Consider the following 21,266-nt stretch of genomic DNA (forward strand, 5'->3'; position numbering starts at 1 on the left):
TCGCTACCTTGGGAAGCAGGGCGCAAGCAGGCTCCGCAGCCGCGCGGCATTTTCCGCGGAGACCATGAGCCGCGCTTCAATCGCCGGGCCGCGCGGCTGCCACTGGGTCCAGGTGAGCTGCGCCTGCCCCAGCGTCAGCGGCGCCAGCAGGCGCGCGACCTCACCGAGCCGGGCCACCTCGCCCCGCCGGGCGGCATAGAGGCCGAACTGGAAGGGCGCATCCTCCGCCACGCCGATCGAGCCGCTGACCTCCGCCTGCATCCGGGCCGCCGCGCCGCCCGCCTGGCTCTCCAGCGCCGTCCGCCGCCCCGCCCGCGCATCGGGCCCCTCGAAGACGTCGAAATTGAACTGCGGGCGCAGGCTGGCATGTCGGGGGATGGCCAGCTCCACGCCCAGCACGCCCGTCACCTGCGGGCCCGCATTGGCCGAGCAGAGGAAGGTGAAGCGCACCGCCCGCCGGTCATCGCCGAAGCGTGCCTCGCCCGGGAGGGTGAGGGTCTGGCCGAGGGCCGGGCCCATCATGAGCATCAGCAGGAGAAAGGCGCGCATCATCCCTTGTCCCTCAGGGCGAGAACGAAGCTCGCCGCCCCCAGCATGCCGACCGCGGCGAGGATCCAGGGCACGGAAGCATAGCCGCCCTGAGCCTCCCAGATGAGGGCGACCGTGATGGGGCCAAGGGTGCGCGGCAGCACGGCGATCAGGCTGAGCGCGCCCGTCACCGCGCCATAACCCTCGCGCCCCAGGATTTCCGCGGTTCCGGCGGCGCGGACGATGGTGAGCAATCCATCCGCCACCGCCCAGCAGAAGACGAAGGGCAGCAGCCACAGGAAGGCGGCCGGCGCGCCGCCCAGCCAGGCCAGCGCGATGGGCAGCAGCAGCATGGCGCCCAAGCCCACCCAGCGCGTCGAGGCGCGCGAGCCCGCGACGTAGAGGCCTGCGCGCGCCGCCACCTGCAAGGGGCCGTGAAGTGCCACCAGCAGGATCACGCTCGCCTCCGGCAGCCCCGCCTCACGCAGCAGGGGCACGAGATGCGCGCCGAGCGAGACGCCGATGAAGGCATGCGCGGCGAAGCACAGCGCCAGGCCCCAGAAGGCCGGGCGGCGCAGCGTGCGGCGATAGGCCTCGTCGCTGTTCTGCCGCTCATGCGGCGTGGGCGGCTGCGCACCCGCGAACTGCCACCAGGCCGTCGCCGCCGGCAGCAATTGCACGGCCGCCAGGATCCAGAGCGCGCCCCGCCAGCCGAAGCCCGCGATGAGCGCGGCCACCAGCGGCACGAAGATGGTGCCCGCGAAGCCGGTGATGAAGGTGATGGCCGTGATGACCCGCATGGGCTGCCTAGCCAGCGCCACCACCACCGCCATCGCCGGCCCCCAGAGCGCGGTCGCATGCGCGACACCGAGGCCGATCCAGACGAGGTAGAAGAGCCAGAGCTGGTCCGTGATCGCCCAGAGCGCCAGCATGGCGCTGCCCAGTACGCTGCCCCAGGCGAGCGGCGCCTGGCCGCCCTGCCGGTCCACCCAGCGGCCGACCGGAATGGCAAGGATGCCGGAGAGCAGGATGCCGAGGGTGAAGGCGCCGTTGATCTCCGCCCGGCTCCAGCCGAGGGCCGCCTCCATGGGCTGCACCATCAGCGCGAAGGGGATGAACAGCGTGCCCCAGCCGATCGTCTGGGTCAGGGCCGTCCCAAGGACCAGCGCGCGATCTGAGGTGCGGTTCACAACGGGATGAGGATGCCCCGATCCGCGTGAAAGCGCGAGAAGGTCTCGGGCGAAAGGCGCACATCGCGCTGCTGCGCCGCACCAATGCCGGAGGGGTTGTGGAAGCGCCAGCGCCCCGCCTCATCCGTGCCGAAGACCAGCACCAGGTGGCCGCCCTTGCGGGGCGGCTCCACCTCCGGCGTGCGGATCGCGGCATGGACGGAGGCGATGTAGAACTCACCCGGCGCCAGGCTCGGCATGGGCTCGTCCAGCACGATCCGCGCGGCGATGCCCCGTTCGTTCAGCCAGCGCACGGCGCCGACATAGATCAGGCCGCTGATGTCGCCATCCGGCTGCTCGACATAGCCGCCCAGGGGCTGCACGCCGCGCCGCAGGTCATGGATGGTGTGCCGCTGGCCGCGCGAGGCCATGGCCATTTTCAGGCAGGCCATGCCGCAAAGATGCTCGGCCCAGCGGGCATACTCCGCGATGTCGGTCGCACCCGATTCCGCCCAGCGCGGATCGGTCGCGGCGTCGCGGCCTTCGAGGAATTCGCCCACCAGCTCGGGCGATTCCCACTGCGCGAAATAGGGCGGGATCACGGAGTCCTCCGGGGATGGCGGCGCCGGCCTGGTGCAGCCGGCCAGCAGGCCGAGCAGGGCGAGGCGCCGCCGCATCTCACCCGTTCAGATGGCACGCCGAGAAATGCCCGGGCGCGATCTCCCTGAGCTTCGGCACCTCGACCTTGCAGCGCTCCGTCGCGTGCGGGCAGCGCGGGTGGAAATGGCAGCCGCTGGGCGGGTTGAGCGGCGAGGGGATTTCGCCCTGTACCACCGCGAAGGCCCGCTTGCGCGCCTCGATCCGCGGCACGGAGGAGAGGAGCGAGCTGGTATAGGGATGGTTCGGCCGGGCGAAGACCTCCTCCGCCGGCGCCTGCTCCACCACGCGGCCGAGATACATGATCACCACGCGGTCGGAGAGATGCTCCACCACGCCAAGGTCATGGCTGATGAAGAGATAGGTGAGATCAAGCTCCGACCGCAGCTTCATGAAGAGGTTCAGGATCTGCGCCTGGATCGAGACGTCCAGCGCCGCCACCGCTTCGTCGCAGACGATGAATTCCGGCTTCACGGCCAGCGCGCGGGCGATGCCGATGCGCTGCCGCTGCCCGCCCGAGAACTGGTGCGGGTAGCGCTTCTTGAAGGCGGGATCGAGGCCGGCACGGCGGATCTGCTCGTCCACATACTCGTCGAAACCCGCGCGCGTCGTGATGCCATGCACCAAGGGCGCCTCGCCCACGATGTCCTGCACCTTCATGCGCGGATTGAGCGAGGCGTAGGGGTCTTGGAAGATCATCTGGGCGCGGAGCTGCGCCTCCTTCTTCGCGGCCCCGGTCAGCGCGTTCACATCCGTGCCGCGCCACATCACGCTGCCCTCGGAAGGCGGCATGATGCCGGCGACGACGCGCCCCAGCGTGGACTTGCCGCAGCCGGATTCGCCCACGAGGCCGACGACCTCGCCCTTGCGGATGGAGAGGCTCACGCCGTCCACCGCATGGACGATTTCCTCGCGCACCGGCGCGCCCAGGCGCCTGGCGATCTTGCCCGCGAAGTCGAGCTTCTTTTCAAAGCGCTTGCTGATGCCGCGCAATTCGATGATCGGCATGTCCATCAGGCGGACACCTCGTCAAGGTGAGGATGCACGCAGCGCGCCTGGCGCCCCGGCCGCAACTCGCGCAGCGGCTGCTCGGCGAGGCAGGCCTCATCGGCGCGCTCGCAGCGGGCGCGGAAGGCGCAGCCCGCGGGCAGCTTGAGCAGGGAGGGCGTCATGCCCGGGATCTGCCGCAACGGCTCGCCCCGCTTGTTGCGGCTGGGCACGGAGCCGATCAGCCCATGCGTGTAGGGATGCAGCGGCCGGTCCAGTACCTCGGAGACCGGCCCGTCCTCGACGACGCGGCCGGCATACATGACCGCGATGTCGTCGGCGAGGCCGGCGACGACCGAGAGGTCATGCGTGATCCAGATCAGGCTTGTGCCCGTATTGGCGGCGAGCTTCTGGACCTCCGCCAAAATCTGCCCCTGGATGGTCACGTCCAGCGCGGTCGTCGGCTCATCCGCGATGATGAGTTCCGGCCGGTGCAGCAGCGCAATCGCAATCGCCACGCGCTGCCGCATGCCGCCGGAGAACTGGTGCGGGTAGGATTTCAGCCGCTCATCGGGCGAGGGGATGCCGACCATGCCGAGCGCATCGCGCGCGCGCTGGCGGGCTTCCTCCTTGCTCACCTTCTCATGCGCCAGGACCGTCTCGATCATCTGCGTGTCCACCCGGAGCACCGGGTTCAGCGTCATCATCGGGTCCTGGAAGATCATGGCGATGCGGTTGCCGCGCAGGTGGCGCATCTCCTCCTCGCTGATCGTGGCGAGGTTGCGGCCCTGGTAGAGGATCTCGCCCTCCACCACGCGACCCGGCGGGTCCACCAGGCCGATGATGGAGAAACCGGTCACGGTCTTGCCCGAGCCGGATTCGCCGACGAGCCCCATGACCTTGCCGCGGCCCACGGTGAAGCTCACGCCATCCACCGCCTTCACGATGCCGGCGCGGGTGAAGAAATGCGTGCGGAGGTTGCGCACCTCAAGAGTCGGTGAACTCATCGGATCAAACCATCCCTGCCCGAATCCGGCCGCACGGCGGCCGGCGCCGCCCAACCGACCGCGTGGCCATGCGCGACAGGGGCGCGGCGAAGCCAAGCGCGCGGAGCGCGCGCCCGGCGCATGAGGGCATCAAGACTCCTCACTTTTTCAGCCTCGGATTCAGCACATCGCGCAGGTGATCGCCCATCAGGTTGATGCTCACGATCGTGATCAGCAGCGCGATGCCTGGATAGAAGCTGATCCAGTACTTCCCGCTCAGCATGTATTCATAGCCATTGGCGATGAGCAGCCCGAGCGAGGGCTCCGTGATCGGCACGCCGAGGCCGAGGAAGGAGAGCGTCGCCTCCAGCGCGATGGCCCGCGCGATCTGGATGGTGCCCACCACGATCAGCGGCGGCAGGCAATTGGGCAGCAGATGTCGGAACAGGATGCGCGAAGTGGGCAAGGCGAGGCACTGCGCCGCCTCGATGTATTCGCGCCGCCGCTCGACGAGGGCCGAGCCGCGCACGGTCCGCGCGTAATAGGCCCATTCCACGATCACCAGCGCGATGACCACGTTCATGATGCCCTTGCCGAGGAAGGCCAGGATCATCAGCGCGGCGAGGATGGTGGGGAAGGAGAGCTGGAGGTCCACCAGCCGCATGATCACGCTGTCCGTCCGCCCGCCTGCATAGGCCGCAAGCAGCCCGAGCGAGGCGCCGACCAGGCAGGCGATCAGCGCCGAACCCACGCCCACGGTGAGCGAGATCCGCAGCCCGTAGATGATGCCCGAGAGCATGTCCCGCCCCTGGTCATCCGTACCGAGCCAATGGGTGATGCCCGAGCCGCCCACGGCGCCCGGCTCCAGCCGCCCATCCATGATGTCGAGCTGCGCGAGGTCATAGGGATTCTGCGGCGCGATCCAGGGCGCGAAGATCGCCAGCAGCGCGATGATGGTGAAGACCAGCAGGCCGCCCACCGCGATCTTGCTCGCCATGAACTCCGAGACGAAGCGGCGGAAGGGAGTTTCTTCCTTCACCGCCGCCGGCGTGGCCAGCGTCACGTCGCTCATGCCTTGCCCTCCAGCCGGACGCGCGGATCAAGCGCCGAATAGAGCAGGTCCACGATCAGGTTGATGGTGATGAACATCAGCACGATGATCATGAGGTAGGCCACGATCACCGGGCGATCGAGCACGTTGATGCTGTCGATGATCAGCTTGCCCATGCCCGGCCAGGCAAAGACGCTCTCCGTCACCACCGAGAAGGCGATGGTGGAGCCAAGCTCGAGGCCCACCACCGTCACCACCGGGATCAGGATGTTCTTGAACACATGTACGAAGGTGACGCGCGCGGGCGAAAGGCCCTTGGCGCGCGCGAACTTCACATAATCCATCAGCATCGTCTCCCGCACGCCGGAGCGCGTGAGGCGGATGACCAGGCTGATCTTGAACAAGGCGAGGTTGATCGCCGGCATCACGAGGTGCGAGAGGCCGTTCGCCGTCAGGAAGGACCATTGCAGGCCGAGGAAATACGCCGTCTCGCCCCGCCCGGTGGAGGGCAGCCAGCCCAGCTGCACGGCAAACACCATGATCAGCATCAGACCCACCCAGAAGGTGGGCAGCGAGAAACCGAGGATGCTGCCCGCCATGATCATCTTGGAGCCGGGGCTGTCCGGCTTCAGGCCGGCATACATGCCGAGCGGCAGGCCGATCAGCACCGAGATGAACATGGAGCCGAAAGCGAGCTCCAGCGTCGCCGGCATCTTCTGCAGGATGAGCTGCAGCGCCGGCTCGTTATAGACGAAGCTGCGGCCGAGATCGCCATGCAGGGCGCGCCAGACGAAGACGCCGTATTGCTCCCAGAGCGGCAGGTCGAGACCCAGCGCCTGGATCGCGCGTTCGCGCTCCATCTGGTCCGCATCGGGCGAGATCAGGATCTCCACCGGATCGCCCACGGCATAGACGCCGATGAAGACGATCATGCTCATCGCGACGAGCACGAGGAGCGACTGGGAGATCCGCCGCAGCAGATAGACGGTCATCGCGGACGCACATCCTGCGCCCGCGTCAGCTCATCTGCGCGCGCGGCGTGCTGGAGGTTGCGGCGCATCGCCCAGATATTGGTCTGGATATAGAGCGGCACGATGGCGACATCCTCGAAGGCGGCGCGCTGGGCGGCGATCAGCAGTTGTTCGCGCCGCGCGTCGTCAATCTCGCGCAGGGCCTGCTCGAGCTGCGCGTCGATCGCCGCGTTGCTGTAGCGGCCGCGATTGCTGGCGCCCCAGCCGCGGTCACGATTGGGGGTCGCGATCAGGTTGCGCAGGGGGTGCGAGCCCTCGGGGTTGGAGCCCCAGCCGATCAGGAAGGCGGAGAATTCGCCACGGCCGGCCCGGGCCACGAAGGTGGTCCAGGGCTGCGCTTCGACCGCGGTGCGCACGCCGATGCGCGTCCACATCTGGCCGATCGCCTGGATCACGCGGCCGTCATTCGGGTAGCGGTCATTCGGCCCGTGCAGGGTGATGCGGAAGCCGTTCGGGAAGCCGGCCTCGGCCAGCAGGCGCCGCGCCCCCTCGGGATCGGGCCGCTGGGCGGGGAACTCATTGATGAAGGAGAAGATGCCGGGCGGGAAGAACTGCGCCGTCGGCGTGCCGGCCCCTTCCATCACGCGGTCCACGATGGCCTGGCGATCGATCGCCATGGAGAGCGCGCGGCGCACGCGGATGTCGCGCAGCGGGTTGCGCGGGATGGGGCGCCCTTCCGCGTCGGTGACGAAGGGCGAGGCGTCGTCCCGGTGGTGGTCGAAGCTGAGGTAGATCAGGCGCAGGCCCGTGACCTCGCTCATCGCGATGCGCTGGTCCTGGCGCAGGCGGGCGAGGTCGGCCGTCGGAACCTGGTCGATGAACTCCACGTCCCCGGCGAGCAGGGCTGCGGTGCGGGCGCTGTCATTGGTGATCATGCGGTAGTTCACGCGGGCGAAGGCCGGGCGCTCGCCGAAATACTGCTCGTTGCGCTCGAACTCGATGCGGTCGCCCATGCGGTGGCTGACCATGCGGTAGGGACCTGTGCCGATGGCGGCGCGGCCGGCGTTGAAATCCTCGGTGGTCACGCCCTGATGCGTCTCGCGGTCGAGGATGTAGAGGTTCGTCATGTCCTGCGGCAGCAGGGGGTAGGGGCCATTGGTCGTGATGCGCAGCGTGTGGCTGTCCACCACCTCGACATTGCGGATGGGCCGCACGAAGGCGGCGAAGCTGGACGGGCTGTTGGGCACGTTGGGCACGCGCTGGAAGGTGAAGACCACATCCTCGGCGGTGAACTCATTGCCGTTGTGGAAGCGCACGCCGCGCCGCAGCTTGAACTCCCAGACATCGGGGGCGATGGCGGTCCAGCTCTCGGCGAGGCCGGGCTGCATGCGGGCCTGGCCGTCGGTGTTGATCAGCCGGTCGAAGATCATCGCCGCCACGGCGTTGTTGGGCGAAAGCTGATGGAAATGCGGATCCAGCGAGGTGACCGGCGCGCCCACCGCCATGTTCAGCGTCGGGTTGGCCGGCTGGGCGGTTGCCGGGCCCGTCGCCAAGGACAGCGCGCCCAGCAGCGCAAAGATTCTCCGGGTCCAGGCCATGATTGTTCTCCCGAGGGGGCACCGAATGAAGCGTGTGATGTAGCAGCAAGATTACGCGGCAAGCTAGGTGGGCTTCACCTTTCTTGCGCTCGGGCCAAGCTTCCGCATTCCCGCCCCGCGCAGAAGGCGCGCGATTCGTTCGGATTTTGTGCTAGAGGGCCCGCATGAATACGCCTCCGCCCGCCATCGAGGCCCCGGTCGTCCCGCCGCGGCCGGACAAGCTCGCGCCCCCGCCGCCGAAAAAGCGGCCGCCCTTCCGGCTGTTCGGCGGCTTCATCCGCAGCCTCCTCATCCTGGCCGCCGTGGTCGCGCTGGGCGGTGCCGTCGCGGCCTATGGCCTGTATCGCAGCCTGGAGGCGGGCCTGCCCGACTATCGCTGGCTGGCCGACTACTCCCCCCCGCAGATGAGCCGCATCTATGCGGGTGACAGCCGCCTGATGGCCGAGCTCGCGGCCGAGCGCCGCGTCTTCGTGCCGATCGAGGCGATTCCCCGCCGCCTGCAGCAGGCCTTCATCTCCGCCGAGGACCAGAATTTCGAGAGCCACAGCGGCGTGGACCCGGTGGCGGTGATGCGCGCCGTCATCACGAATATCGAGCAATACGGCACGGGCCGCCGCATGGTCGGCGCCTCCACCATCACCCAGCAGGTGGCGAAGAACATGCTGGTGGGCAGCGACCGCACGGTGCTGCGCAAGGCGCGCGAGGCGCTGCTGGCACTCAGGCTCGAAAACGCCCTGCCCAAGTCGCGCATCCTCGAGATCTACCTGAACGAGATTTTCCTGGGCGCCCAGGCCTATGGCGTCGCCGCCGCCGCCCAGGCCTATTTCAACAAGTCGCTCGAGGAGCTCACCACCTCCGAGATGGCCTTCCTGGCCGCGCTCCCCAAGGCGCCCAACAATTACAACCCGCTGCGCTTCCCCGAGCAGGCCCGCATCCGCCGCAACTGGGTGCTGGAGCGCATGGTCGAGGACCGCGTGATCACCGCGGAGGAAGCCGCCGCCGCGCGGGCCGAGACCATCCTGGCCCGCCCCTTCCGCCGGCCCGAGGTGGTGCCCGTGGGCGGCCACTTCACCGAGGATGTGCGGCGCGAGCTGATCGCCCGCTTCGGGCAGGAACAGACGCAGGGCGGCGGTCTCGTCGTCCGCACCAGCCTCGACCCCGCGCTCCAGGCCGCGACCGAGGTGGCACTCCGCAATGGGCTGCTCGCCTTTGACCGCCGCCGGGGCGGCTGGCGCGGCCCGCTGGCGAAGAGCGCGCATGGCGCGACGGAATGGCTGCCCGCGCTGGAGGCCTTCGGCCGCCCGCCCGGCATGCTGCCCGAATGGCGCCAGGCCGTGGTGATCGAGCTGCGCGAGCGCGACGCCCGCGTCGGCTGGTTCGAGCGCGCCCATCCCCGCGCGCCCGCCCAGCCGCGCACCGGCACCATCCTGCTGGAGGATCTGGCCTGGGCGCGCCCCGTGCTGCCGAGCCAGGGCATCCAGCCCGTGCGCCTCGGCAATGCGCCGCGCCGCATGTCCGACGTGCTGGCGCCGGGCGATGTGGTGATGGTGGAGCCCGCGCCCGCCGCCGCCCCGGCCGCTGGCGCCACGCCGCCGCGCAACGCCGCCGCCGCCCGTGCCGATCGCGTGCTGCTGCGCCAGATCCCGGATGTGGAGGGCGCCGTCGTGGCGCTCGACCCCAACACGGGCCGCGTGCTGGCCATGGCCGGTGGCTGGAGCTTCGAGCGCAGCCAGTTCAACCGCGCGAGCCAGGCGCTCCGTCAGCCCGGCTCCTCCTTCAAGCCCTATGTCTATATCTCGGCGCTGGAGCAGGGCATTCCGCCCAACCAGCGCTTCCTGGATGGCGGCGTCGAGATCGCCACACCGCAGGGCGTCTGGCGGCCGGGCAATTACGGCGGTGGGTCCTCCGGCGGCTATGTCACCATGCGCAACGCGCTGGAGCGCAGCCTCAACCTCGTCACCGTCCGCCTCGCGCAGGAGGTGGGGATGGACCGCGTGAGCGAGACCGCCGCGCGCTTTGGCGTGATCGAGAACATGCCGCGCTTCCTCTCCATGAGCCTCGGGGCGGGTGAGACCACCGTCCTGCGCCAGGCGGCGGCCTATGCCAGCTTCGTGAATGGCGGCAAGCGGGTGGAGCCCACGCTGATCGACAGCGTGCAGGACCAGCGCGGCCGCGTCATCTGGCGCAGCAGCAACCGCGAATGCGCCGGCTGCGCCAATGGCCCCGAGGGTGGGCCGCCGCGCTTCACCGACAATCGCCGCCAGATCGCGGACCCCATCGCCGCCTTCCAGATCACCAGCATCCTGCAGGGCGCGGTGCAGCGCGGCACGGGCGCCCGCGCCGGCGCGGGTCTCAACCGCCCCGTGGCCGGCAAGACCGGCACGACGGATGACTACAAGGACAACTGGTTCGTCGGCTTCACGCCGGACATCGTGATCGCCGTCTGGGTGGGCTATGATGATCCGCGCAGCCTGGGCCAGGGCGAGACGGGCGGCACAAATGCCGCGCCGATCTTCCGCGAGGTGCTGGCCGCCGCCCTCCAGGGCAGCCCGGCCGTGCCCTTCCGCGCGCCGCCCGGCGTGGCGCTGGTCCGCATCCAGACCGATCGCGGCGAGACCATCCTGGAGGCCTTCCGCCCGGGGACGGAGAATTCCGCGACCATGCCCACGGAAATGGGCTCGGGCGCCGCCGCCCGGGTGGACAGCGGGCTGGGTGGGCTCTACTGAACCGCCATGCGCGCAGACGCCCTCCAGCTCCAAGAGCAGATCACCGCCTCGGTGTCCCTGCTGAGGAGGCATCTTTGACTGGGATGCCTCCCTCATCCGCCTCGCCGAACTGAACGCGCGGGCCGAAGACCCTTCCCTGTGGAATGACGCTGCCGAAGCCTCCAAGGTGATGCGCGAGCGCACCCGCCTGGCGGACCAGATCGAGGGCGTGCAGCGCCTCGAACAGGCCGTGGCGGATGCGATCGAACTCATCGAGCTGGCCGAGGCCGAGGACGACGCCGCGACGGCCGATGCCGCCGTGGCCGACCTGGTCAGCTACGCCGCCGAAGCGAAGCGCCGCGAGATCGAAAGCCTGCTCTCGGGCGAGGCCGACGGCAACGACGCCTATCTCGAAGTCAATGCCGGCGCCGGCGGCACCGAGGCGCAGGACTGGGCCGAGATGCTGATGCGCATGTACATGCGCTGGGCCGAGCGGCGCGGCTACAAGGTCCAGCTCACCGAGCAGTCCGAGGGCGAGGAGGCGGGCATCAAATCCGCCACGCTCCAGGTCACCGGCCCCAATGCCTTCGGCTGGCTGAAGACCGAGACCGGCGTGCACCGCCTGGTCCGCATCAGCCCCTTCGGCGGCAATGACAAGCGCCAGACCAGCTTCGCCAGCGTCTATGTCTATCCGGTGATCGACGACAAGATCGAGATCGAGATCAACCCGGCCGACCTGAAGACCGACACCTTCCGCGCCTCCGGCGCCGGCGGGCAGCACGTGAACAAGACCGAATCGGGCGTGCGCTTCACGCATATCCCGACCGGCATCGTCGCCGCCTCGACGCAGGACCGCTCGCAGCACCGCAACCGCGTCATCGCGATGGATATGCTGAAGGCGCGGCTCTACGAGCTGGAGTTGCGCAAGCGCGAGGCCATCACCGACGGCATCGAGGCCGGCAAGACCGACATCGGCTGGGGCCACCAGATCCGCAACTACGTGCTGCAGCCCTATCAGCTGGTGAAGGACCTGCGCTCGGGGCTGGAGAAGGGGAACCCCTCCGCCGTACTGGATGGCGATCTGGATGACTTCATGGCGGCCGCGCTGGCAGCGCGCGTGGGGAATACGCGGTCGGATGCCAGCGCCAATGCGCGCTAGCCAGGGGCTCTGCCCCTGGACCCCGGCGGGGTGGAAGCCTGCGTGGCTTCCACCAGGTTCCTGCGCCTCCGTTCGATGAAGTGGCTGAAGTCACCCGTGGTCATGCCGCGGGGGAAGCGAGTCTACGCCATTGGCGACGTCCACGGCTGCGCGGAGAAGCTGCGGGAACTGCACGCACAGATCCGGGCGGACCTGACCGAGAACCCGACCTCCGGCGCGCTGCTGATCCATCTGGGCGACTTCATTGATCGCGGGCCGGACAGCGCGGGCGCCATCGAGCTCGCGATGCGCTTCGACGCCTGCCCCGTCGTGAACCTGCGCGGCAATCATGAAGCGACGCTGCTCGCCGCGCTGGATGGCGACGCACCCAGCGCCACCGACTGGATGTATTACGGCGGGCGCGAAGCCCTGGTCAGCTGGGGCCTCGCCGAGCACGCCCCGCGCGAAAGCTGGGCCACCGGCATCCCAGCGCCGCACCTGGAATTCCTGCGCGCCCTGACGCTCAGCCACCGCGTCGGCCCGTATTTCTTCGTGCATGCCGGCGTGCGGCCCGGCGTGCCGCTCGACGCGCAAGCGCCCGATGACCTGATGCGCATCCGCGGCGCCTTCCTGGACAGCGAGGCCGATCACGGCGCCTTCATCGTCCACGGCCACACGCCCGTGCGCGAGCGTGTGGCCGATCTGCGCGAGAACCGCATCAACCTCGACACCGGCGCGGTGTTTGGCGGCGTGCTGACCTGCGGCGTCTTCGAGGAAGACCGGATCGGGTTGCTCACCGCCTGAGGCAGGCGCCGACCAGGCCGTCCAGCAGCGCCCCCGCCGCCGCCGCCGCGCCGCATTCCCCCGCGAGCACCGCGCCTGCCTTTTCCGCCGTCAGGGCGGCGAAGCCATGCACGCCCGACCAGGCCAGCACCATGCGTGCGTGGCGCTGCGCCGCATCCAGATGCGGCGTGCCGGCCGTGATGGCCTCGGCCAGGGGCTGCCAGGCGGCTTCCTGCGCGGCGCGGAGGGCCGGGTTCGCGCCATCCACCAGATCGGCCCGCATCATCAGGCGGAAATGGCCGGGATGGTCGCGCGCGAAGCCGAGATAGCCCTGGCCGGAAGCGGCGAGCTGCGCCGCAGGATCGCATGCCGCCGCCGCCATGGCCGCGCGCTGCGCTTCGGCGAGGCGGGTGTAGCCCTCGGTCGCGAAGGCGGTCAGCAGCCCGCGCTTGTCGCCGAAATGGGGTGCGGCCGCGCTATGCGCCACGCCGGCGCGGCGCGCGAGGTCGCGCAGGGAGAGCGCCTCGGGCGGCTGCTCGCGCAGCGCCTCGGCCAGGGCATCGAGCAGGGCGCGGCGCAGATCGCCATGGTGGAAGCGCCCGGGTGGCTTGGGGGTGACGGCCATACCCTCACGTATCGCGTCACAGGTTGAACTTGACAATGGTCAGTTTGCGGCGATATCGGGAACTTACCATTGGACAGAAGTACGATGACCCCCGAGACCCTCTTCACCCTCGCCAACACGCTGGCGCTCGCCGGTTGGGTGGCGTTGCTGCTCTTCCCGCACCGGCGGGGCGTGAACTGGACGCTCTGCGGCCTCACGCTGCCGGTGCTCTTCGCCTTGGCCTATGGCGCGGTGCTGGCCTTCGCCATGCCGGGGGCGGAGGGCGGCTTCTCCAGCCTGGCGGGCGTGGCTGCGCTCTTCGCCTCGCCCTGGGTGCTGCTGGCCGGCTGGCTGCATTACCTGGCCTTCGATCTCTTCCTCGGCGCCTGGATGGCCCGGCGCGCGACGGCGGAGGGGCTGCCGCGCTGGACCCTCTTCCTCGCGCTGCCGCCCACCTTCCTGCTGGGCCCGCTGGGCCTGCTCGTTTTCCTCGGGCTGCGGCGGGTGGTGCGATGAGCGTGCTCGCCGAACTGCACCGCCGCCAGTCGGATTTCGCGCGGGCCGGCTGGGTGGCGCTGGCCTGGCTGCTCCTCTGCCTCATGCTCGCGGCGCTGGACCCGCGCCTTTTCGACGGCGTCTCCGTCTGGGTGAAGCCAGCCAAATTCGCCGCCTCCTTCGTCGCCTGGTTTTGGACGCTGGCCTGGCTCTGGCCGGCGCTCTCCCCCGCGCAGCAGGCGGGGCGCGTGGCGCGGGCGGTGGTTGTGGTGATGCTGGCCATGGCGCTCTTCGAGCAGGGCTGGATCACCTGGCGCGCGGCCTGGGGCGCACCCTCCCATTTCGCGCGGGATGGGTTGGGGGCGGTGGTCTATGCGCTGATGGGCCTGGGCGCCACGCTGCTGGTCGCGGGGGCCGCGCTCCTCGGGCTGATGATCCTCTGGCGCGGCAACGCCGGGATGCCGCGCGCGGCGCGCCTTGCCGCTGGGCTCGGGCTGCTGGTGACCGGCGTGCTGGGCGGCGTCACGGGCTTCGCCATCGGTGGGCAGGGCTCGGCCTGGGTGGGCGGGGGCAGCAATGCGGCGGGCTGGGCGCCCTTCTATTGGAGTTTCGCGGCGGGTGACCTGCGGATCGCGCATTTCCTGGCCATCCACGCCATGCAGGCCATCCCGCTCGCCAGCTGGCTCTGGCCGCGCGCGGCGGCGGCCTGGGGGGCAGCGGCGGGTTGGGCGGGCTTCACCTGGGGCGCGCTGCTCCTGGCGCGCGCCGCATGAAAAAGGGCCCGGCGGATGGCTCCGCCGGGCCCCCGATTCAAGACATTGCGTGTGGCGTTGCCGCCTTCAGCCAGGCACCCCAACAGGGGCGGTCATCCAGGCCACGGAAACGGCGTCGGCCAAGCTGCAATGAGACACTGGATCACCTCCTTTCGGTTGTTGACCCGGTCAGCCTGACGCCGCCGCCCCGCGTTGCGCAAGTGAAAACGCGTCAGGCTTTGATCCCGCCCCGCAGCACGTGCTTCTGGATCTTGCCCGTGCTGGTCTTGGGCAGCTCCTGGAAGAGGATGCGCTTGGGCGCCTTGAATCCGGCCAGGATACTGCGGCAATGGGCGATGATCTCGGCCTCGGTGGCACTCATTCCCGCCCGCAGCTCGACGAAGGCGCAGGGCACCTCGCCCCATTTCTCGTCGGGCTGCGCCACCACGGCGGCGAGCGCCACCGCCGGATGCTTGTAGAGTGCGTCCTCCACCTCGATGGACGAAATATTCTCCCCGCCCGAGATGATGATGTCCTTCGAGCGGTCGCGCAGCTGGATGTAGCCGTCGGGGTATTTCACGGCGAGGTCGCCCGAATGGAACCAGCCGCCGGCGAAGGCGGCGTCGGTCGCCGCCTTGTCCTTCAGATAGCCCTTCATCACGACATTGCCGCGGAACATCACCTCGCCCATCGCCACGCCATCGGCGGGGACGGGCTGCATGGTGGCGGGGTCCATCACGTCGAGTCCCTCCAGCGGCACATAGCGCACGCCCTGGCGCGCCATGAGCCTGGCCTGCTCGGCCGGCGGCACATTGTCCCAGTCCGCGTGCCACTCATTGGTGACGGCGGGTCCATAGACCTCGGTCAGGCCGTAGACATGCAGCACGGCGAAGCCGGCCGCGCGCATCGCCGCCAGAACGGCCTCCGGCGGCGGCGCGCCGGCGACGACGAAGGTGACCGAGCCGGGCAGGGCGCGTTTCTCGGCCTCGGGCGTCGCCAGCAGCGTGCCCATCACGATGGGCGCGCCGCACATATGCGTGACACCATGCTCGGCGATGAGCGACCACATGGCCGGGCCGCGCACCGCGCGCAGGCAGACATGCGTGCCCGCCATGGCCGTGATGGTCCAGGGGAAGCACCAGCCATTGCAGTGGAACATGGGCAGCGTCCAGAGATAGACCGGATGCCGCCCCATCCCCGCCGAGAGCACATTGCCGATGGCGAGCAGCTGCGCGCCGCGATGGTGATAGACCACGCCCTTCGGCTTGCCCGTGGTGCCGGAGGTGTAGTTCAGCGCGATGGCGTCCCATTCGTCGCGCGGCAGGGGCCAGGCGAATTCCTCGCTGCCTTGGCTCAGCAGCGCCTCGTAATCGAGGCCGCCCAGCGTGTCGTCCGAGGGCGCCTCGCTGTCATTGACCTCGATGATGGTGGGCTTGTTCGTGCATTGCACCAGGGCGGCGCGCAGCACCGGCACGAATTCGCGATCCACGATGATGATCTTCGCCTCGCCGTGGTCGAGGATATAGGCGATGGTCGCGGCATCGAGGCGCGTGTTGATGGTGTTCAGCACGCAGCCGGCCATGGGCACGCCGTAATGGCATTCCAGCATGGCGGGCGTGTTGGGCAGCAGGGCCGCCACCGTATCGCCGCGCCCGAGCCCGCGCTGGTGCAGCGCATGCGCCAGCTTCACGCAGCGCATCCGCAACTCGGCGTAGGAGCGCCGCAGCGCGCCATGGATCACGGCGACATGGCCGGGGAAGACTTCGGCTGTTCTTTCAAGGAAGAGCAGCGGCGTCAGCGGCTGGTGATTGGCGGCGACGCGCGGAAGCGCGTCATAGTCGGAAGCGGCCATGTCTCTATCTGTCCTGCCAAACCGGCGCGCGCTTGCCGAGGAAGGCGCCGATGCCCTCCTCCGCGTCCGCGGCCATCATATTCTCCACCATCACCGCGCTCGCCGCATCATAGGCTTCGGCCAGCGGCAGCCCGCATTGGGCATTGAAGCCGCGCTTGCCCATCCGCACCGTCACCGCCGAGCGCGTGGCGATGCTGGATGCCAGCGCCAGCGCCTCCGCCCGCGCATCCTCGGCGATGCGGTTGATGAGGCCGAGCGCGCGCGCTTCCTCCGCATGCACCCAGCGGCCGGTCAGCAGCATCTCCATCGCCGCCTTGCGCGGGATGGCGCGCGCGACGGCGACGGCGGGCGTGGAGCAGAAGAGAGCGATGTCCACGCCCGGCGTGCAGAAGCGGCTCTGGGGCGTGGCGACGGCGAGGTCACAGCTCGCCACCAGCTGGCAGCCGGCGGCGGTGGCGACGCCCTCGACCGCGGCGATGACCGGCACGGGGTGGTTCACCACCTGCTGCATCACCTGGCTGCACAGCGCCATGGTGCGGGCGAAGAAGGCGCGGCCGCCATCGGCCTCGGCGCGCGCCGCCGTGAGTTCGCGCAGGTCATGCCCGGCCGAGAAGGCCGGGCCGTTCGCCGCGAGCACCACGCAGCGCGCATCCTCGGCGGCGTGCAGCCCCTCGCGCAGCGCCTCCAGCAGCGCGAGGCTGAGCGCATTGCGTGCCGCCGGCCGGTCCAGCGTGATCACCGCCACGCCGTTGTTGTGGCGCTCGGTGACGATCATCGGCCCAGCACCCCCGCGATCTCGTCCAGGATCAGCGGATCATCGATCGTGGGGGGCACGGAATAGCTCTCGCCATCGGCGATCTTGCGGATGGTGGCGCGCAGGATCTTGCCCGAACGCGTCTTGGGCAGGCGCTGCACGACGCGCGCTTCCTTGAAGGCGGCCACGGGGCCGATGCGATCGCGCACCAGCTTCACCAGCTCCTTCGCCACGTCATCCGGGTCGCGCGCCGCGCCGGCCTTCAGCACGACAAGGCCCAGCGGCGCCTGGCCCTTCAGCGCATCGGCGATGCCCACCACGGCGCATTCCGCGACATCGGGGTGGGCCGCCAGCACCTCCTCCATCGCGCCGGTTGAGAGGCGGTGGCCGGCCACATTGATGATGTCATCCGTACGGCCCATCACCCAGACGAAGCCCTCCGCATCCACCATCCCGGCGTCGGAGCTGTCGTAATAGCCGGGGAAGGTCGAGAGATAGGCCTCGCGGTAGCGCTGCTCGGCGTTCCAGAGCGTGGGCGCGCAGCCGGGCGGCAGCGGCAGCTTCACCACCAGCGCGCCATTCTCGCCGCGCGGCACCTCTTTGCCCTCGGAATCCAGCGCGCGCACGTCGAAGCCCGGCGTGGGCTTGCCGCCGGAGCCGGGGCGCGGCTCGAACAACCCGAAGCCGCGGAAGCCCGCCGTGATCGGCCAGCCCGTCTCGGTCTGCCACCAATGATCCACCACGGGGATGCCGAGCTGTTCCGCGGCCCAGAGCGCGGTCGGCGGGTCGCAGCGCTCGCCGGCGAGGTACAGCGCCTCCAGCTTCGAGAGGTCATACTTCCGCATCAGCGCGGCTTCCGGGTCCTCCTTGCGGATGGCGCGGATGGCGGTGGGCGCGGTGAAGAGCAGGCGCACGCCATGCTCCGCGCAGACGCGCCAGAAGGTGCCGGCATCGGGCGTGCCCACCGGCTTGCCCTCGAACAGGATCGTCGTGCAGCCGGCCAGCAGCGGCGCATAGACGATGTAGGAATGGCCGACGACCCAGCCGACGTCGCTCGCCGCCCAATACACGTCGCCCGCCTGCACGCCGTAGATCATGGACATGGAGTGGTGGAGAGCGACCGCATGCCCGCCATTGTCGCGCACGATGCCCTTGGGCTTCCCGGTGGTGCCGCTGGTGTAGAGGATGTAGAGCGGATCGGTCGCCGCCACATCCACGCAAGGATGCGGCGTGCCGGCCGCTTCTTCCGCCGCGTAATCGAAGTCGCGCCCCGCCACCATGCTGGCCTCTGCCTGTGGGCGTTGCAGGATCACGCAGAAATCCGGCTTATGCGCCGACATGCCGATGGCGGCATCGAGCAGCGGCTTGTAGGCGATGACGCGCCCGGGCTCGAGCCCGCAGGAGGCGCTGATCACGGCCTTGGGCGTCGCATCCGTGATGCGCGCGGCAAGCTCCGCCGCCGCGAAGCCGCCGAAGACGACGGAATGGATGGCGCCCAGCCGCGCGCAGGCCAGCATGGCGATGGCGGCTTCCGGCACCATGGGCATGTAGATGATGACGCGGTCGCCCTTCGTGACACCGCGCGCGGCGAGCGCCCCCGCCAGCCGCGCCGTGCGGTCCCGCAATTCGGCGTAGGAGATCTTCGCCTGCGCGCCGGTGATGGGGCTGTCATAGATGAGGGCGGTCTGCGCGCCGCGCCCGGCCTCCACATGGCGGTCCAGCGCATTGTGGCAGGTGTTCAGCACGCCATCGGCGAACCAGCGGCCGAAGAGGCCCTGGGAGGCGTCCAGCGCGCGGCTGGGCGGCCGGCTCCAGGCCAGGCCCTCGGCGGCTTTCAGCCAATATCCCTCGGGGTCGTTGCGCCATTGCGCCACCGCGGCATCATAGGCCGTCATGCGTCGTCTCCCTCTTTGGAGGCGAAAATGCGCCCATGGGCGTTGCCTCGCAAGCGGGACCGCCGCACCATCCCGGCATGAGAACCCGTTTCGCGGCCCTGCCCGGCAATCTCAGGGGTGCGATCCTCATGTCCCTGGGCGGGGTGCTCTTCGCCACGGAGGCGTTGTTCATCCGCTGGATGAGCGACCGCGGCATCCCCGTCACCACGCAGCTCTTCGCGCGCTCCATCGGCCAGCTCATCTGGGTCCTGCCCTTGATCCTGGCCGCCGGCCTTGCCGTGTTCCGCACCCGGCGCACGGGCATGCACCTGCTGCGCGGCGGCTGCTCGGCCGCGACCTGGGGCTTCTATTTCCTGTCCTTCTCCTTCCTCGACCTCACCACTGCCACCGTCCTCTCCTTCACCAACGTCATGTTCACCACGATCCTGGCCCGCCCCGTGCTGGGCGAACGGGTGGATGCGGCCCGCTGGGCGGGCACGCTGCTGGGCTTCGTCGGCATCGCGGTCATGCTGCGCCCGGGCACCGACATCCCGCTCATCGGCGCGCTGGTGGCGCTGGCGGCCGCGCTGTCCTGGTGCGGCATCACGCTCACCTCGCGCAGCCTCTCGCGCACCGAGAGCACGCAGACCGTGCTGGCCTGGGTGGGCATCATCACCAGTGCCTGCGTGGCGCCCTTCGCCATCGCCCACTGGCAGCCCATCGGCCTCGTGGACCTGCTGATCCTCGCCGTCTTCGGCCTGGTCACGCCCGGCATCATCTGGCTGGTGACGGAGGCGCTGCGCGCGGGCGAGGCCAGCGCCGTCGCCCCCTTCCAATATCTGCGCCTCGTGGTGATCGCCGCCTTCGGCTGGGTGCTCTTCGGCGAGGTGCCGGATGGCTGGACCTTGCTGGGTGCCCTGATCATCCTCAGCGGCGCCGTGATCATCACCGTCAGCGAGGCGCGCAGAAGGTGACGCTCCTGCTTCAGGCCGCGCCGCTGCTGGCGCTGTTGCTGCTGCTGGCCACCGGCCGGATGGGCCCGCTCGCCGCCTGCGGCGTGGCGCTGGCGCTGGCCGTCCCGGCCATCGCCGTGACCCTGCCCGAGAGTGCGGGCCTTCCTTCCTTCCTGACCGATGCCACGCTGCGCGCCGCCTTCCTCGCCCTCCAACCCATGGCGGTGGTGGCCGGCGGGCTGCTCTTCCACGCGGCCGTCCAGCAGACGGCCGATGGCGCGCCGCGCGAGGCCAATGCGGCGCGCATCTTCGCGGTCACCCTGCCCATGGGCTGCTTCCTCGAATCGGTCACGGGCTTCGCCGTTGGCGCCGTCTTCGCGCTGGCTGCGCTGCGCTCCATGGGCATTGGCGGCGCGGTCGCCGTGGCCCTCTCGCTGCAGGGGCTGGTGATGGTGCCCTGGGGCGGGCTCGGCCCCGGCACTTCACTCGGCGCGGTGCTGGCCGGGGTGCCCGCACAGCAGGCCGTGGCCCTCACCGCCTGGCCCAATGCCGCCTGGATCATCCTGCTCACGCCCGTGATGTGGTGGCTCCAGGCGCGTGCCGGCCTCCTCGTCACCGGGCGCGAGAAGGCGATGCAGGCGCTGATGCTGACCGTGCTGGCCGTGCTGCTGGTGGCGCTGCACCCCATCCTCCCCTTCGAGGTGATCGGCGTCGTCGCCTCGGGCCTCGTCACCATCTGGGCGCTCTGGCGCGCCGACCCGCCGCGGGACCTCAAGGCGGCCCTGGGTATGAGCTGGCCCTACATCCTGCTGACGGCGGCGCTGCTGGGCGCGCGGCTGGTGCCCGATCCGCCGGCGCTGCGGCCCTTCGACGAATTGCCGGCCTTCCCGATGACGCATGTGGCCGTCGTGCTCTGGGTGGTCTCCGGCGGTTTGCTCCTGGCGCGGCGCGATGGGCTGGCGCGCGCCACCGCCGCGCTGAAGCGGGCGCAGAAGCCCGCACTCGCCATGCTGCTCTATGTCACGCTCGGGCGCTGGCTGGCCGGCAGCGGCGTGGCCCTCGCGCTGGCCACCGCGCTGATCGACGGCAAGGGCGATCTCGCCGCCTATGCGATCGTGCCGCTCGGCTTCGTCTCGGGCTTCATCACCGGCAGCAATGTCGGCGCCAACGCCGCGCTGATGCCGGTGCAGGCGGCCTTGGGCCAGGTGCTCGGGCTGCCCGTGCTGCTGGCGCCCGCGCTGCACAATTTCGCGGGTGCCGCGGGGGCTGGCATGAGCATCGCCGGCACGGCCATGCTCTGCGCCCTGCTGGCCGATGGCACGCGCCCGGTCCAGGTCTGGCGGCTGATGCTGCCCTCCATCGCGCTGGTGATGCTCTGCGGCACGCTGGCCCTGATCGTCATGAGGTGA

General features: G+C 69.9%; 19 protein-coding genes. 7 read left to right on the forward strand and 12 right to left on the reverse strand.

Translation table 11 applies throughout. From position 1 onward, the window contains the following. Positions 1-3: 3 nt before the first annotated feature. The 8 genes from ACQ860_RS15005 to ACQ860_RS15040 form a co-directional block, all read right to left on the reverse strand. Positions 4-549 carry a hypothetical protein gene (locus ACQ860_RS15005; protein ID WP_431304144.1) on the reverse strand — a complete coding sequence of 182 codons (546 nt, stop codon included), beginning with the start codon at positions 547-549 and terminating at the stop codon, positions 4-6. Then, positions 549-1,718: an MFS transporter gene (locus tag ACQ860_RS15010; RefSeq protein WP_431304145.1), complete on the reverse strand. Its 1,170-nt coding sequence runs from the start codon at positions 1,716-1,718 to the stop codon at positions 549-551. Before ACQ860_RS15010 ends, ACQ860_RS15005 begins: the two co-directional genes overlap by 1 nt. Further along, positions 1,715-2,374, reverse strand: coding sequence for a hypothetical protein (locus ACQ860_RS15015; RefSeq protein WP_431304146.1), 660 nt, complete (start codon positions 2,372-2,374; stop codon positions 1,715-1,717). The genes ACQ860_RS15010 and ACQ860_RS15015 overlap by 4 nt, the downstream gene beginning before the upstream one ends. 1 nt (position 2,375) lies before the next feature. Continuing rightward, positions 2,376-3,368 (reverse strand): ABC transporter ATP-binding protein, encoded by a 993-nt coding sequence (locus ACQ860_RS15020; protein ID WP_431304147.1) that lies wholly within the window; start codon positions 3,366-3,368, stop codon positions 2,376-2,378. Next, positions 3,368-4,348, reverse strand: coding sequence for an ABC transporter ATP-binding protein (locus ACQ860_RS15025; protein WP_431304148.1), 981 nt, complete (start codon positions 4,346-4,348; stop codon positions 3,368-3,370). Before ACQ860_RS15025 ends, ACQ860_RS15020 begins: the two co-directional genes overlap by 1 nt. A gap of 139 nt (positions 4,349-4,487) precedes the next feature. After that, the gene (locus ACQ860_RS15030) at positions 4,488-5,399 is read right to left on the reverse strand and encodes an ABC transporter permease (RefSeq protein ID WP_431304149.1); all 912 of its coding nucleotides are present in this window, start codon (positions 5,397-5,399) and stop codon (positions 4,488-4,490) included. Then, the gene (locus ACQ860_RS15035; RefSeq protein WP_431304150.1) at positions 5,396-6,370 is read right to left on the reverse strand and encodes an ABC transporter permease; all 975 of its coding nucleotides are present in this window, start codon (positions 6,368-6,370) and stop codon (positions 5,396-5,398) included. Before ACQ860_RS15035 ends, ACQ860_RS15030 begins: the two co-directional genes overlap by 4 nt. Beyond that, the gene (locus tag ACQ860_RS15040) at positions 6,367-7,947 is read right to left on the reverse strand and encodes an ABC transporter substrate-binding protein (RefSeq protein ID WP_431304151.1); all 1,581 of its coding nucleotides are present in this window, start codon (positions 7,945-7,947) and stop codon (positions 6,367-6,369) included. The genes ACQ860_RS15035 and ACQ860_RS15040 overlap by 4 nt, the downstream gene beginning before the upstream one ends. A gap of 164 nt (positions 7,948-8,111) precedes the next feature. On the opposite strand from ACQ860_RS15040, the gene ACQ860_RS15045 reads away from it, so the two are divergent. The 3 genes from ACQ860_RS15045 to ACQ860_RS15055 all read left to right on the forward strand — a co-directional run bounded on the left by ACQ860_RS15045 (position 8,112) and on the right by ACQ860_RS15055 (position 12,594). Beyond that, positions 8,112-10,673, forward strand: a complete 2,562-nt coding sequence (locus ACQ860_RS15045) for a penicillin-binding protein 1A (RefSeq protein WP_431304152.1) — start codon at positions 8,112-8,114, stop codon at positions 10,671-10,673. 6 nt (positions 10,674-10,679) lie between these two features. Continuing rightward, positions 10,680-11,811, forward strand: a protein-coding gene (prfB, locus tag ACQ860_RS15050) for a peptide chain release factor 2 (protein ID WP_431304153.1) whose coding sequence is annotated in 2 segments (ribosomal slippage) — positions 10,680-10,748 and positions 10,750-11,811 — 1,131 coding nt in all. Because the reading frame shifts where the segments join, the coding sequence is not laid out codon by codon here. Between the two features lie 42 nt (positions 11,812-11,853). Further along, the gene (locus ACQ860_RS15055; protein ID WP_431304154.1) at positions 11,854-12,594 is read left to right on the forward strand and encodes a metallophosphoesterase family protein; all 741 of its coding nucleotides are present in this window, start codon (positions 11,854-11,856) and stop codon (positions 12,592-12,594) included. Here the strand turns inward: ACQ860_RS15055 and ACQ860_RS15060 are convergent. Next, positions 12,584-13,198, reverse strand: coding sequence for a TetR/AcrR family transcriptional regulator (locus ACQ860_RS15060; RefSeq protein WP_431304155.1), 615 nt, complete (start codon positions 13,196-13,198; stop codon positions 12,584-12,586). The genes ACQ860_RS15055 and ACQ860_RS15060 overlap by 11 nt on opposite strands. 84 nt (positions 13,199-13,282) lie before the next feature. Here ACQ860_RS15060 and ACQ860_RS15065 point away from each other — a divergent pair, with 84 nt between their 5' ends. Further along, the gene (locus tag ACQ860_RS15065; RefSeq protein WP_431304156.1) at positions 13,283-13,693 is read left to right on the forward strand and encodes an ABA4-like family protein; all 411 of its coding nucleotides are present in this window, start codon (positions 13,283-13,285) and stop codon (positions 13,691-13,693) included. Then, positions 13,690-14,445 (forward strand): hypothetical protein, encoded by a 756-nt coding sequence (locus tag ACQ860_RS15070; protein ID WP_431304157.1) that lies wholly within the window; start codon positions 13,690-13,692, stop codon positions 14,443-14,445. The genes ACQ860_RS15065 and ACQ860_RS15070 overlap by 4 nt, the downstream gene beginning before the upstream one ends. A gap of 211 nt (positions 14,446-14,656) precedes the next feature. Here ACQ860_RS15070 and ACQ860_RS15075 read toward each other — a convergent pair whose 3' ends face one another. The 3 genes from ACQ860_RS15075 to ACQ860_RS15085 are packed head-to-tail and all read right to left on the reverse strand — an operon-like array spanning position 14,657 to position 18,925. Beyond that, positions 14,657-16,276 carry an acyl-CoA synthetase gene (locus ACQ860_RS15075; RefSeq protein ID WP_431304158.1) on the reverse strand — a complete coding sequence of 540 codons (1,620 nt, stop codon included), beginning with the start codon at positions 16,274-16,276 and terminating at the stop codon, positions 14,657-14,659. A 4-nt stretch (positions 16,277-16,280) separates the two neighbouring features. Beyond that, positions 16,281-17,051: an enoyl-CoA hydratase gene (locus ACQ860_RS15080; RefSeq protein WP_431304159.1), complete on the reverse strand. Its 771-nt coding sequence runs from the start codon at positions 17,049-17,051 to the stop codon at positions 16,281-16,283. After that, positions 17,048-18,925, reverse strand: a complete 1,878-nt coding sequence (locus tag ACQ860_RS15085; protein WP_431304160.1) for a propionyl-CoA synthetase — start codon at positions 18,923-18,925, stop codon at positions 17,048-17,050. Before ACQ860_RS15085 ends, ACQ860_RS15080 begins: the two co-directional genes overlap by 4 nt. A gap of 77 nt (positions 18,926-19,002) precedes the next feature. On the opposite strand from ACQ860_RS15085, the gene ACQ860_RS15090 reads away from it, so the two are divergent. Next, positions 19,003-19,878 carry a DMT family transporter gene (locus ACQ860_RS15090; RefSeq protein ID WP_431304161.1) on the forward strand — a complete coding sequence of 292 codons (876 nt, stop codon included), beginning with the start codon at positions 19,003-19,005 and terminating at the stop codon, positions 19,876-19,878. Next, complete coding sequence (locus ACQ860_RS15095; protein ID WP_431304162.1) at positions 19,875-21,266, forward strand: L-lactate permease; 1,392 nt, start codon at positions 19,875-19,877, stop codon at positions 21,264-21,266. The genes ACQ860_RS15090 and ACQ860_RS15095 overlap by 4 nt, the downstream gene beginning before the upstream one ends.

It is taken from the genome of Sediminicoccus sp. BL-A-41-H5 (genome assembly GCF_050632405.1).
GTDB lineage: Bacteria > Pseudomonadota > Alphaproteobacteria > Acetobacterales > Acetobacteraceae > Roseococcus.